At 47.1% G+C, this 14,315-nt stretch carries 9 protein-coding genes and 3 pseudogenes; 8 read left to right on the top strand and 4 right to left on the bottom strand.

Translation table 11 applies throughout. The features are described 5' to 3' along the window. The first annotated feature begins 359 nt into the window (after window positions 1-359). From miaA to HU824_RS13030, 8 genes are all read left to right on the top strand, one after another. Window positions 360-1,277 carry a tRNA (adenosine(37)-N6)-dimethylallyltransferase MiaA gene (miaA, locus tag HU824_RS13065; protein ID WP_176469064.1) on the top strand — a complete coding sequence of 306 codons (918 nt, stop codon included), beginning with the start codon at window positions 360-362 and terminating at the stop codon, window positions 1,275-1,277. Window positions 1,278-1,336: 59 nt separating this feature from the next. Next, window positions 1,337-2,263 carry a diacylglycerol kinase family protein gene (locus HU824_RS13060; protein ID WP_176469063.1) on the top strand — a complete coding sequence of 309 codons (927 nt, stop codon included), beginning with the start codon at window positions 1,337-1,339 and terminating at the stop codon, window positions 2,261-2,263. 23 nt (window positions 2,264-2,286) lie between these two features. Continuing rightward, a complete protein-coding gene (kdsA, locus tag HU824_RS13055; RefSeq protein ID WP_136010607.1) occupies window positions 2,287-3,087 on the top strand; it encodes a 3-deoxy-8-phosphooctulonate synthase in 801 nt (266 codons plus the stop codon). A gap of 103 nt (window positions 3,088-3,190) precedes the next feature. Further along, window positions 3,191-6,019, top strand: a complete 2,829-nt coding sequence (locus HU824_RS13050; protein ID WP_176469062.1) for a pitrilysin family protein — start codon at window positions 3,191-3,193, stop codon at window positions 6,017-6,019. Between the two features lie 83 nt (window positions 6,020-6,102). Continuing rightward, window positions 6,103-7,590 carry a DUF5687 family protein gene (locus HU824_RS13045; protein WP_176469061.1) on the top strand — a complete coding sequence of 496 codons (1,488 nt, stop codon included), beginning with the start codon at window positions 6,103-6,105 and terminating at the stop codon, window positions 7,588-7,590. Window positions 7,591-7,615: 25 nt separating this feature from the next. Continuing rightward, a complete protein-coding gene (locus HU824_RS13040; RefSeq protein ID WP_176469060.1) occupies window positions 7,616-8,440 on the top strand; it encodes an ABC transporter ATP-binding protein in 825 nt (274 codons plus the stop codon). After that, window positions 8,437-8,949 (top strand): C40 family peptidase, encoded by a 513-nt coding sequence (locus HU824_RS13035; protein WP_176469059.1) that lies wholly within the window; start codon window positions 8,437-8,439, stop codon window positions 8,947-8,949. Before HU824_RS13040 ends, HU824_RS13035 begins: the two co-directional genes overlap by 4 nt. Before the next feature lie 77 nt (window positions 8,950-9,026). Then, window positions 9,027-9,911: a TraB/GumN family protein gene (locus tag HU824_RS13030; protein ID WP_176469058.1), complete on the top strand. Its 885-nt coding sequence runs from the start codon at window positions 9,027-9,029 to the stop codon at window positions 9,909-9,911. Window positions 9,912-10,413: 502 nt separating this feature from the next. Here HU824_RS13030 and HU824_RS13025 read toward each other — a convergent pair. The 4 genes and pseudogenes from HU824_RS13025 to HU824_RS13010 all read right to left on the bottom strand — a co-directional run. Beyond that, window positions 10,414-10,683, bottom strand: a pseudogene (locus HU824_RS13025) (glycosidase); the annotation flags it as partial. Window positions 10,684-10,899: 216 nt separating this feature from the next. Next, window positions 10,900-11,439, bottom strand: a pseudogene (locus tag HU824_RS13020) (glycoside hydrolase domain-containing protein); the annotation flags it as partial. Beyond that, window positions 11,431-11,986 (bottom strand): annotated as a pseudogene (locus tag HU824_RS13015) (RNA polymerase sigma-70 factor); the annotation flags it as partial. The pseudogenes HU824_RS13015 and HU824_RS13020, both read right to left, overlap by 9 nt. Window positions 11,987-11,997: 11 nt before the next feature. After that, complete coding sequence (locus tag HU824_RS13010) at window positions 11,998-14,229, bottom strand: GH92 family glycosyl hydrolase (RefSeq protein WP_176469057.1); 2,232 nt, start codon at window positions 14,227-14,229, stop codon at window positions 11,998-12,000. Window positions 14,230-14,315 lie beyond the last annotated feature (86 nt).

The raw sequence follows: 14,315 nt of genomic DNA, 5'->3' as shown, positions 1-14,315 counted from the left end.
TAGCAAACCTCTTCGGTTTGGCCGATGAGGATATCTATGATGTGATGATTAACAGGTCGGAAGAGATGAACCATATATGCGATATTTACAAATTAAAACTAGCAAGCTGAACTTGCGAAACTTAAATAAGATAAATACTCGTTTTCACGTCCTTTTTCACTTTTTTTGCTTCAAAGTAGAAAAGAAGGTATAACATCACGTAAAAAAATAAGCAAGTTCTTTCCATTATACTCCCAGTTTGCATTATCTTTGCACTAACACGAAGATAAGCCACACCTTAGCATAAAAAATAAATGAGTTCATTTTATTCTGCATTCGGTTTGCACTATCTTTGTAGTGAGATTAACAAGAACTTATATATGCCAGACTATGATTTAATCGCCATATTAGGGCCTACCGCTTCAGGAAAGACTCCATTTGCAGCCGCTTTGGCCGCCAAACTCCATACGGAAATCATCAGTGCCGATTCACGGCAAATCTACCGGGGAATGGACTTGGGCACCGGCAAAGACCTTGCCGACTATACCGTCGATGGAAAACAGATTCCCTATCACCTCATCGACATAGTCGACCCGGGATATAAGTACAATGTTTTCGAGTATCAACGTGATTTCTTGAATGCTTACGAGAGTATTAAACACAAAGGCCGCCTGCCCGTTGTATGTGGAGGAACCGGAATGTATCTCGAATCAGTGCTGAAAGGCTACCGTTTGCTACCTGTACCCGAGAATTCCGAGTTGCGCACCCGTCTAGCAGACAAATCGCTGGAAGAACTGACCGACATACTGAAAGCTTACAAAAGCCTGCACAATAGCACGGACCTGGACACAGCCAAACGTGCCATACGAGCCATCGAAATCGAAGAATATTATGCCCATACCCCAGTAGACGAACGTTCCTTTCCCCAGCTAAACAGCCTCATCATAGGTGTTGACATCGACCGAGAACTACGTCGGAAGAAAATCACCCGCCGCCTACGCCAGCGCCTAGAAGAAGGAATGATAGACGAAGTACGCCGTCTGATAGAGCAAGGCATCCAACCGGATGACCTTATCTATTACGGACTGGAATACAAGTATCTGACACTTTATGTCATCGGCAAGCTAACCTATGAAGAAATGTTCACACAACTGGAAACAGCCATCCACCAATTTGCCAAACGCCAGATGACTTGGTTTCGCGGCATGGAGCGGCGCGGTTTTACCATCCACTGGATGAATATCCGATGCCCAATGGAAGAAAAGATAGCTTTTGTAAAGAAGAAATTGGAAGAATGATAAAATGAGAAAGTGACCAAGTGATTTAAATCGTAAATAGTCAAATTGTAAATAGAATCATGAGTGCAGAACCCAAAAAGTTGGGAGTGATATACAACCCCAAAGCCGGAACGCGGAAAGTGCAGAAACGGTGGAAAGAAATCAAAGAATACATGGACAGCAAAGGTGTTCCTTACGACTATGTGCAATCCGAAGGGTTCGGTTCGGTAGAACGTCTGGCAAGTATCCTTGCCAACAACGGCTACCGCACCATTGTTGTTGTAGGCGGTGACGGCGCACTGAATGATGTCATTAACGGCATCATGCTTTCCAATGCACCAGACAAGGAAAATATAGCCATTGGCATCATCCCCAATGGCATAGGAAATGACTTTGCCGACTATTGGGAAATGAGTTCGGACTACAAGAAAGCGGTGGATTGCATCATCAACAACCGCCGTCGGAAAATAGACGTGGGTACCTGCTATTATTACGATGGTGAAAAGCATCTGACACGCTACTTTCTCAATGCCATCAACATAGGTTTAGGAGCCCGTATCGTGAAAATCACTGACCAGTGCAGGCGTTTCTGGGGAGTGAAGTTCCTCTCCTACTTCATGGCACTGCTATCCATTATCTTCGAACGGAAGCTGTACCGCATGCATCTCAAGATAAACGGCGAGCACATACGCGGACGCATCATGACTGTCTGCATAGGCAGTGCGTGGGGATACGGACAAGCGCCTAGTGCAGTGCCCTATAATGGCTGGCTGGATGTTTCTGTCATTTACCGTCCCGAATTGCTGCAACTATGGTCGGGATTGTGGATGCTTATCCAAGGGCGGATTCTGAACCACAAGGTAGTGATGCCCTACCGTACGCAAAAAGTAAAAGTGCTGCGTGCGCAAAATGCCTCTGTCGATTTGGACGGACGTATTCTCGATCGTCATTTTCCGCTGGATATCAGCATACTACACGAAGCGATAACATTGATTATACCCAATTAAAAATACTTAATCAGCAACAACTTATGATTGAATTAAAGAATAATCCTGCCGGAAACTTCTTCCTACTAGCAGGCCCTTGCGTCATTGAAGGGGAAGAAATGGCAATGCGTATTGCCGAACGTATCGTGACCATCACAGAAAAACTGCAAATCCCATACGTATTCAAAGGATCGTACCGCAAAGCCAACCGTTCTCGCCTAGATTCCTTTATGGGCATCGGCGACGAAAAGGCCCTGAAAATACTGCAAAAAGTACACACCACCTTCGGAGTACCTACCGTGACCGACATTCATGCAGCCGAAGAAGCCACTACGGCTGCCGAATATGTGGACATTCTGCAAATTCCCGCCTTCCTCTGCCGGCAGACAGACCTACTTGTAGCCGCTGCCAAAACCGGAAAAACCATCAACATCAAGAAAGGGCAGTTCCTCTCTCCGCTTGCCATGCGCTTTGCAGCTGATAAAGTTGTGGAAGCAGGCAATAAAAACGTCATGCTGACGGAACGCGGAACTACTTTCGGTTATCAGGACTTAGTCATTGACTATCGTGGCATCCCCGAAATGCAGACCTTCGGTTTCCCCGTCATTCTGGATGTAACACACTCCCTGCAACAGCCCAACCAAACCAGTGGTGTCACGGGAGGTATGCCGCAACTTATCGAAACCGTAGCCAAAGCCGGTGTCGCCGTAGGAGTAGACGGACTGTTCATCGAAACTCACGAAAATCCCACCGTAGCCAAAAGTGACGGTGCCAACATGCTGAAACTCGACCTGCTGGAAGACCTGCTAACCAAATTAGTCCGCATCCGGGAGGCAGTCAGATAAATTCCATTTATCCGGAATGGAATCCGAAAAAAACAACAAAAGTTGTGATTTATCTAAGGACTGTCCGACAGATAGTTCAAGAACAATTTAAATTTATAATAAGATGAAACATCTATTACGTGGTTTATGGATTGTAGCATTAATTCTTTGCTGCAATTTTCAGCAGGTATTTGCACAGCAAATGCCGCTTATCCCAATCGACAAAAATGTCCGTATCGGAAAGTTGGACAACGGATTGACCTATTATATCCGCAAGAACGGACAGCCCGCAAACCGGGCCGACTTTTACATTGCCCAGAAGGTAGGCTCCATTCAGGAAGAAGCCGACCAACGCGGCCTTGCCCACTTCCTGGAACACATGTGTTTTAATGGAACGACCCACTTCCCCGGTGATGCACTGAAACAATACCTGGAGCGTATCGGGGTGAAATTCGGTGAGAACTTGAACGCCTATACTTCCGTAGACGAAACCGTATACAACATTTCCAATGTGCCGGTCACTACTCCGGGAGCCATCGATTCCTGCCTGCTGATTCTGCACGACTGGAGTAACGATTTAACTCTGGACTCGAAGGAAATAGACAAGGAACGCGGAGTCATCAACGAAGAATGGCGTACCCGTATGAGCGCCATACAACGTTTCCAAGAAAAGATGCTTCCAGTCATGTTCGAAGGAACGAAGTATGCCACTTGTTTCCCTATCGGAACAATGGAGGTCGTAATGAACTTCAAACCGCAAACTTTGAGAGACTACTATGAAAAGTGGTACCGTCCGGACCTGCAGGGTATTGTGGTAGTTGGTGATATAGATGTGGATGCCATCGAAGCCCAAATCAAGAAAATGTTTTCTGATATTCCCGCCCAGCCCAATGCCGCCAAACGTGAGTACTATCCGGTAAACGACAACAAGGAGCCCATCGTATTGGTTTATCAGGACAAGGAACAGTCCAATGTACAAGCCCTCTTCTTCAACAAGCACGAAGCCACTCCTGACGAGCAGAAAGGCGACATGGGCTATCTGGTACAGAATTATGCAGCCACTCTCATCAACAATATGCTGAATGCACGTCTGAACGAATTGGTACAGACCGCCAATCCTCCTTATATATATGCCGCCACTTATGACGATGACTTCTTCGTAGCCAAAACCAAAGATGCCTTCACCGGTGTCGTTGTCTGCAAGGAAGATGCCATAGAAAACGGAATAGCCACTCTCCTGCGCGAAACAGAACGTGCCCGCCAATTCGGCTTTACGGAAACGGAATACAACCGTGCCCGTGCCGAATATCTGCGCCAACTGGAATCTGCCTATAACGAACGTGACAAACGCAAGAATGAAGAGTACGTGAATGAATACGTCCGCCATTTCCTCGACAACGAACCTATTCCGGGCATTGAGAACGAATACACCATCATCAATCAGATAGCCCCCGCCATTCCGGTTGCCGCACTGAACCAAATGATACAAGCCCTTGTGACAGACAGTAACCAAGTGGTTGCCATCCTCGGACCGGACAAAGAAGGCCTGAAAATGCCGACAAAAGATGCAATCAAGAAAATCCTGAAGGATATTAAAGCTGAAAAGCTGACTGCCTACGTAGACAAGGTATCAGACGAACCTTTGATGGCCGAAGCCCCGAAAGGCGGAAAGATTGTATCCGAACAGACGGACGATACATTCGGCACTACAACGCTGACACTCTCCAACGGAGTCAAAATCATTATCAAGAAAACAGACTTCAAGGCAGACGAAATCCGCATGAAGGGAGTCAGCCTGGGCGGTAGTTCCCTGTTCCCCGACTCGGAAATCATCAACATCAACGGATTGGATGCAGTGAGTGTAGGTGGTCTGGGTAATTTCAGTGCCGTAGACCTGGAAAAAGTCCTGGCCGGCAAAAAAGCCTCTGTCGGCTATGGTATCGGTGACAAGACAGAAACCGTCAATGGCAGCTGTTCACCGAAAGACTTCGAAACAATGATGCAGCTCACTTACTTGACATTCACCGCTCCACGCCGTGACGACGATGCCTTTGCATCCTACAAGAACCGCAACAAAGCTGCCTTGCAGAATATGGAAATGAATCCCCAGGTAGCATTCAGTGATTCTATCTCGGCCAGTATTTACATGCACCATCCCAGAAGAGCCAGAATAAAGGCGGACATGATTGACAAGATGGATTATGACAAGATTCTGTCCATGTATCAAGACCGCTACAAAGACGCCAGCGATTTTACCTTTATCTTTGTAGGAAATGTGAATGTAGAGGAAATGAAACCACTCATCGCCGAGTACCTGGGTGCACTGCCTGCCATCAATCGCAAGGAAACATTCAAGGACAATAAAGTCGACATGCGCCAGGGAGTTTATAAGAACGAGTTCATAAGGAAACAGGAAACTGCTAAAGCGTCGAATTTTGTCCTGCTGAACGGTGACTGCAAATACGACCTGAGAAATGACATCCTGCTGGATATGACCAGCCAGATTCTCGACTTGGTTTATACAGCCAAGGTACGTGAAGACGAAGGTGGCACATACGGTGTATATGTAGGCGGCCAGTTAAGCAAGTATCCGAAAGAAAAGGCCCTTCTACAGATTATATTCGAAACCGCCCCGGCAAAAAGAGAAAAGCTGATGCAGATTATCTTTGCAGAACTCGGCAACATCGCCAAAGCAGGTCCGTCGGAAGGAGACCTGAATAAAGTGAAGGAGTTCATGCTGAAGAAACATGCCGAAGACTTGAAGGAGAACAGCTACTGGCTGGGAAGCATTGACGAATACCTGTTCACCGGCATGAATCCGATAAAGGATTACGAACAGATTGTCAACAGCATCACCGTGAAGGACATTCAGAAATTCACCGATGACTTGTTCAAGCAGAAGAATGAGATTGAGGTATCAATGATCAGTCCTGAAACTCCCGACAAAGAATAAGAGAGCCATACACACAGAAGGCTGCGTTGTTCGATGAAAGGCAGCGCAGCCTTTTTCATACCAACTATATATATACAAATACCATGAGTCTTTTCTTAGATTTGCGCAAACACGGAAAACTGGCGGAGAAACGAAATCCGATGTACGAAAAAAGTAAATTCGGAAAATTCTGGATGTACTTCATGTTCGTCTTCTGGGCCGGTTACCTGATATTCTTCGGTACGACCTTTGCATTCGCCTTTGACGGCGGTGCCACAGAAGCCTATCACGTAATGAACTCCGGATTGATATTTGTCCTCGTGCTGGATTTCCTTATACGCTTGCCTTTCCAAAAAACGCCCACCCAGGAAGTAAAACCCTACCTGCTGCTTCCCATCAAACGGAACCGTCTTATAGATTTCCTGCTAATCCGTTCCGCACTGGACGGCTTCAACCTGTTCTGGCTGTTTCTGTTTGTTCCGTTTTCCATCATCACCGTCACCAAATTCTATGGAATCAGTGGTGTGCTGACCTATTGCATCGGCATCTGGTTGCTGATGGTATTCAATAACTACTGGTTCCTGCTGTGCCGCACACTGATGGGCGAGCGCATCTGGTGGCTGGCATTACCGGCAGTAGTATACGGTGGCATTGCCGCTGCACTATTCATTCCGGACAACAGTCCACTTTTCGACTGTTTTGTCAATCTGGGAGAAGGGTTCATCACCGGCAATATTCTGTCATTCATCGGTGTGCTGGTCGCCATCGCCCTCATGTGGTTCATCAACCGCACTCTGATGCAGAAACTCATCTACAATGAACTGAACAAAGTGGAAGATACACGGATAAAGCACGTATCCGAATACAAATTCCTCGACCGGTATGGCGAAATAGGCGAATACATGAGGCTGGAGCTCAAGTTATTGCTTCGCAACAAAATTTGCAAGCGTTCGCTCTATTCCATCACCGGCGTAGTAATAATGTTCAGTTGCATCATCAGTTTTTCCGACATCTATGACGGAGGCATGAGAGATTTCTTCGTTCTCTATAACTATATCATCTTCGGTATCATGTTTTTGAGCGGACTGATGAGCTACGAAGGCAACTACATTGACGGACTGATGAGCCGCAAAGAATCCATCTATTCGCTGTTGCGTGCCAAATACATACTGTACAGCATTGCATTGCTCATCCCTACGATTCTGATGATTCCAGGTATGGTTACCGGCAAGGTATCCGTACTCGGTTGCATTGCATGGCTGATATTCATTCCGGGCGCTGTATACTGTTGTCTGTTCCAGTTGGCGGTCTACAACAACAAGACCACCGACCTGAATTCCAAAATGACCAGCCGGCAGAATATAGGTACCGGTCTGCAGAACCTGATTGCAGGAGGCGCCTTCGGCATACCTTTACTTCTGCTTTTTGCACTGAATACCATTTTCGGCAAGGAAGTTACCCCCTGGATACTTATCGGCATTGGCGTGGCATTTATCGCCACTTCCAAATTCTGGCTGATGAATGTATATCACCGACTCATGAAACGCCGCTACAAGAATATGGAAGGCTTCAGGGACAGTAGACAGAAATAGAAATCATTAAACATCAATCGCTAACATGATACACATCAACAATTTGCAAAAGAATTTCGGTACAAAAAAGGCCGTATATATAGAGAACTACACCATCGGGCAAGGCGATATGCTGGGACTGGTGGGCAACAACGGTGCAGGCAAGACCACCCTCTTCCGCCTTATTCTTGATTTGCTGCGGGCAGACCGTGGCAATGTAACCATCAATGACATTGACGTCAGCAAAAGCGAGGACTGGAAGAGCTTCACGGGAGCCTTCATAGACGACGGCTTCCTGATAGACTACCTCACCCCCGAAGAATACTTCTACTTCATCGGCAAGATGTATGGTCTGAAGAAAGAGGAAGTAGACGAACGCCTGCTTCCCTTCGAACGCTTCATGAACGGCGAAGTGATGGGACAGAAGAAATTCATCCGCAACTATTCTGCCGGAAACAAGCAGAAAATAGGCATCATCTCCGCTATGCTACATCATCCGCAACTGTTGATTCTGGATGAACCGTTCAACTTCCTTGACCCCAGTTCGCAAGCCGTAATCAAACACTTGCTGAAAAGATACAATGAAGAACACGGAGCCACTGTCATCATTTCCAGCCATAACCTGAATCACACTGTGGACGTTTGTCCGCGTATTGCATTGCTGGAAAACGGTGTTATTATCCGCGATATACGGAATGAGGGCAACTCTGCCGAGCAGGAACTGGAAGCTTACTTCAACGTCGGCGTGGAGGAAGAGGCCGTAGTAGAAGAAACGGTAGTAAAAGCAGAAGCTGCCGTAGAAGAAATAACGGAAAAAGAAGAAAAAACAGTAGAAGAAAAAACAGTAGAAGAAAAAAACGTGGAAGCATGAAAAAATATCTTTCTTATATAGTAACCTTTACCGCAATATTGATAGGTCTAAGTTCCTGCCATACCTCCGCGCCACGGCTGGACTACAAAGCCCTGGCACAGGCATCCGTCCGTTTGGGAGTGGATATTGAACTGCGGGACAACCACAAGCTGTACATCCATGCCTCCGAATGGATAGGCACGCCCTATCGTGCAGGTGGCGACAGCAAACGTGGAACGGACTGCTCCGGACTGGTATCGCAACTGTATAAGAAAGTTTACCACACCCGTCTGTCGAGAAGCACAGACGGGCAACTGAAAGAGAGCAGCAAAATCTCCCGCCGCAACCTGTGTGAGGGAGATTTGGTGTTCTTCACCAGCCGTGCTTCCCGCAAGAAAGTGGCACATGTGGGCATCTACCTCAAAGACGGCAAGTTTATACATGCCAGTACCAGCCGGGGAGTCATAGTCAGCAACCTCCGGGAAAAATATTACACCCAACACTGGCTCTGCGGAGGCAGAATAAAGTAATACAGATTTTTCCCTTCTTGTGATTTTCCTTACTCTATCCCGACTGATAGTCCAGAAACAATTAAAAGAAGAAAACAATGAAGAAACTTTTAGGTATCCTCTTATTCATCAGCATTGCGCTGAGCGCCAATGCACAACTTTTATGGAAAGTATCCGGTAAAGGATTGGAGAAACCATCCTATATTTTCGGTACTTACCATCTCTCTCCACTCAGCATCAAGGACAGCATTGCCGCCATGCCGCAGGCCATGAACGAAACCACCCAAGTCTACGGGGAGGTCGTGATGAGCGAAATGGCGACACCCGCCTTCATGCAAAGCATGCAACAGCAGATGATGATGTCCAAAGACACCACGCTGCAAAGCCTCTTTACTCCCGAACAATACGAAGAAGTGGGCAAAGCCGTCAAAGAAAACATGATGGTGGACATTGCCATGCTGGCACAACTGAAACCGGCTGCCATCAACCAGCAGCTTGTCGTCCTGCTATACATGAAACATACTCCGGGCTTCAACCCGCAAGAACAGCTTGACACTTACTTCCAGCAGCAGGCCGGACAGCAAGGCAAGAAAGTTGGTGGTCTGGAAACAGCCCAGTCACAAATAGACATTCTGTTCAACAGCCAGACGCTGCAACGCCAGGCAAACCTCCTCTACTGCGCCATCAGTGACATTGAGAAAGGCATCGACCAAAGCAAACGCCTGATTGCCGCTTATGAAAAGCAAGATCTGGATGCCATGCTGCAACTGATGGAAGAGCGCGACGGTAATTCATGCGACCCGCTGCCCGGAGAGACGGAAGCATTGCTGGACAACCGCAACAAGGCATGGGTTGAAAAGATGCCTGCCATCATGACAGAAGCCCCTACCCTTTTCGTAGTCGGCGCCGGACACCTGCCCGGAGACAACGGAGTGTTGAACCTTCTGAAGCAACAAGGATACACCGTAGAAGCCATGAAATAAATCCGCTAACAATTCTCTCTAACAACTTTTAATGGCAAGCCATACAAAGCGTGACGGTCAAATACCATCACGCTTTGTTTACATACATACTTTACTGCCCTCACCATATCGTACTTCCCGAAGAATATACAACTTTTGCACCAAGGTCTTGGCAGTTATAGCGATAATGGTCATTTTTGACTTAATAAGAACGCAAGAAGCGAAAGTTATTATCCCTGCTACTCGGAATCTGGAGTTAGTGAGCATGCTGCCCATGCCGATGTCATTGCATGCACTCTGCAAAGTTACTGCAAACGGTCTGCAGTGACACTGCAAACTACTTTGCAGTAGCGCTGCAACAGCTTTGCAGTGGCGCTGCATCAGCTTTGCAGTGACGCTGCAACGGCTTTGCAGTAGCACTGCAAAAAGCATGCAGCAGCTTTGCAGTGATATTACACTAAGTATAAAACAGTTACGCGAGACGCTTTTCAGCAATACCAAGCGCCTGCCCACTGCTTGGTACTTATAAAATACTTGTGCGCTTCGTGAACTCCAGAATCTCGCGGATATAGCCAAAGGCAAGCCCCACTACCGTATCGGCTGCACCGTAGCATACAGCTACACGTTCTCCATCCTGCAATGCCGCACAAGGGAGCACCACGTTGGGAACATCACCTTGCAACTCATAAGGAGCAGCAGGCGCAAGCAGATACTCACGGGTGCGGTAGAGCAACCTGGCAGGATTGTCCTTATCCAGAATAGCCGATTCCATGGAGTAACGAAAACCGCTGCACTTACTAAAAAAGTATCTTTTTTATCATTAATCCTTTTAAAAAAAAGTTCCCCCGAAAACAAGTCAATATATCATTTTGCTCAATATTACTAACGAAGTAAATATCTATTCTCACCCGATTCAAGAAAGCCATCCCTAACACAGATAGCAAATAACAAAATGATATCTCAACTTATTTCCGAAGCAACCCTTTTCTTACAATATTATTACTACTCTTTACTTCTTCAGCTCATTCGAGAAAGAATAAGGATAGTCTTCCGGCTGCGTACCTCTCTTCATATTAGGCCGGCTGCCCATATCAAACCTCAAGGTACCGCCATTCAGCAAATCGCCATGCTTCAGGTAGTTCCTGGAATAATCCACACCGTTCACCGTGAGAGACTCGATATACATGTTCTCCTGTGAATTATCCGGAGCGTCAATAGTAAGGGACCTGCCGTTCTCGAAACGGAGTGTGGCCTTCCGGAACAGAGGAGCACCCAGCACATATTCGTCCGTACCCGAATAGACCGGATAAAAACCGAGTGCGGAAAAGACATACCACGCGGAAGTCTGGCCGTTGTCCTCGTCACCGCAATAACCGTCGGGACTGGCAGTGTACATGCGGTTCATAACCTGACGAAGCCAATATTGAGCCTTCCAAGGTTCCCCGGTGTAGTTATAAAGGTAAATCATGTGCTGAATGGGGTGGTTGCCATGGGCATAGTTACCCATATTCATCACTGTCATCTCACGGATTTCATGGCTTACTTTCCCGATGAAAAACAGGGCCGACAACAAGTCCAGATACCCCAGTTTGTCGCGCAGCAACTTCAAAGCCTTGTACATGTGGGTCTCCACCGTACGCAATGATACCCCCATCGTATCAGCTATCTCCTTATTCTTCATATCATGCAGATAGCTGAGTTTGAATACCATCCGGCACTTGTCCGGCAATTCATTGATGGCATCTGACAGCTTCCTCCTGAGCTCGGCATCCTCTATCCGTTTCACCACATCATTGCTGTCGGGCTGATAGAACCCAACCCTCTTTTTATGGATTTCGAGCATGACAGCCTCATAGCCACTTACAATGTCCCGGTGCTTCAGAACGTTCAAGGCACGGGCATACACCGCCCTATACAGAAAAGCTTGGATTTGCCCCCACCTTTATAGTATCTTTCCGCTTCCACAATTCCACAAAAACATCCCGTACCACATCTTCCGCATCCTCTTCTCCCACAATGTGTGTGGCGTAGAACAGCAGGTTAGAGTAATACCTGCGGAAAAGGGATTTATATGTCAAGTCGAAATGTTCATCCATATTTTAGCCGGTTATCGGGAGCGGTACCATGCCTGACCTAGCTTATCCCCCATTTCAAATTCGAAAACACTTCCATCCATAATCTGTTCATGCGTAATATAACTTTTACTATAGCTCTTACCGTTGAGTTTTACAGATTGGATGTAGCAGTTTTCCTTGCTCACCGCCGGTGCCAGTACCGTAAAAGTCTTTCCACCGGGCAGGTGCATCTTCATTTCCGGATATAGGGGAGTACCGATTTCATATTTTCCGCCAACCGGGTCTACCGGATAAAATCCCATCGCGCTGAACACATACCATGCAGACATCTGTCCGCAATCCTCGTTGCCACACAAACCGGCAGGAGTGTTCAAATAGAGTTCATGCATCACCCGGGCTGCATATTTTTGGGTTTTCCAAGGTTGGTCCACAGCATTGAACAGATAGACGACGTGATGGCTGGGCTCATTTCCATGCGCATACTGGCCAATCATCCCAGTGCTAAAAATAGGCAGCTCATCATCTGCAGAAGGATTGTAAGTAAACATGCTGTCCAATTTCTGGGCAAACCGTTCCTTGCCTCCGGTCAAAGCTATCAGACCGTCAATATCCTGCTGCACAGACCAGAAGTACTGCCAGCCGTTGCTCTCGCATATGTGCGGAGTATAGTCGTCCGGCGAGAAGTTCTGGATAAACTCTCCCTTGTCATCACGGGGTTGCATGAAAGAACTTACCGGATTATAGACATTCCGGTAATTACGGGAACGCTTATAAAACTCGTCCGCAACCTCCTTATCGCCCAGCTTCTCTGCCATACGGGCTATGCAATAGTCATCGTATGCATATTCCAAAGTCTTGGAAAGTGACCAGTTTTCCGAATTATACCAATCCGTCACATTATAAGGAACATAGCCATATTTCTTATACAGCCCGATGCCACGATAGGAATCGATATTGGCAGTAGCCACACAAGCCTCCAGGGCCTTTTTCGCATCAAAATCCCCAATACCCTTCAGATAAGCGTCTACAATGACCGGCACAGAGTGGTATCCTATCATCATATCGGTCTCACCTCCCTGGAAGTTCCATACGGGAAGGCGGCCGTTCTGTTCGAAGAAAGCGAGGAAGGACTTCACCATATCGTTCACCCGCTCCGGCTCAATAAAGGTATAGAGAGGATGAGCCGCACGGTAAGTATCCCACAAGGAGAAAGTACTGTAATTTGTCCAGCCCTCTGCCCGGTGCACTCGCTTGTCTGGACCGTAATAGGCACCATCCACATCACTGTAAATGGTAGGAGCAATCATCGAATGATACAAAGCCGTATAGAACTTGACTTTCTCATCGCGGTCATCGCATTTTATTTCTATCCGGGACAAATGTTCGTTCCAATCATCCTGCACAGCAGCCAGGTATTTGTCGAAATCATCATCGGGTACTTCGGCTGCCAGATTACGTGCCGCCCCTTCCATGCTCACACCGGAAATGGCAGTACTGACAAGAATCTGCTCCCCTTCCTTAGTCTGAAAGTCGAATCGTGCAATGACAGATGTCCCTATCCGCTTGCCTTCTTTCTCTATGGCAGCTGTATCGAGCTGCATCGCAGCAAACGGTTTGGAGAAACGTGTACGGAAGTAGAGGCGCTGGTCGCGTGCCCAACCGTCAGAGTAACGGTAACCTTGCACCGTTACCGAATCGACAGCTTCTATATGAGAATCATTGGTAAAATCCCAGTTCATAGCTTTCCTCAAGTTCAGGAAAACGGCAGCATCGGCTTTTGGGAAAGTATACCGCTGAATGCCACAACGCTCGGTGGCCGTCAACTCTACATTTATATTATAATCTTTCAGACGCACCTGATAATATCCGGCGCTTGCCGATTCTTCCGAATGAGAGAACAAAGAGTGAATGCCGAGCGGAGCTTCCGCCTCCTTATAAGGCAATGTCACCGGCATAAAAGAGATGTCATACAAGTCACCAGCGCCGGTTCCGGAGAGATGGGTATGGCTGAAGCCTGCAATGGTACTGTCCGGATAAAAATATCCGGAAATACGGTCCCAGCCCGGCAGTCCGTTGTCAGGACTGAGCTGCACCATGCCAAACGGCGCCTGGGCACCCGGATAGGTGTTTCCGGTAAAATCCGTACCGATAAAGGGATTCACGAACTTTGTATAAGACACACTTTTCACGTCCGACACTTGCGGGGTACATGCCCCAAAGAGTGAAAAGACTACAACCCAACAATAAGACTTTATTAAATTCATAACATTATAGAGTTAACATGTATAGTGTAACAACCCAACCGAAGAAAACACTTACACATCTTGCAACTTTTAAACAGAACTCACGC

It is taken from the genome of Bacteroides sp. L10-4 (genome assembly GCF_013373675.1).
Taxonomy (GTDB): domain Bacteria; phylum Bacteroidota; class Bacteroidia; order Bacteroidales; family Bacteroidaceae; genus Bacteroides; species Bacteroides muris.
The sequence above is the reverse complement of the archived record's forward strand: the minus strand, read 5'-3'. Positions and strand labels throughout refer to the sequence as shown.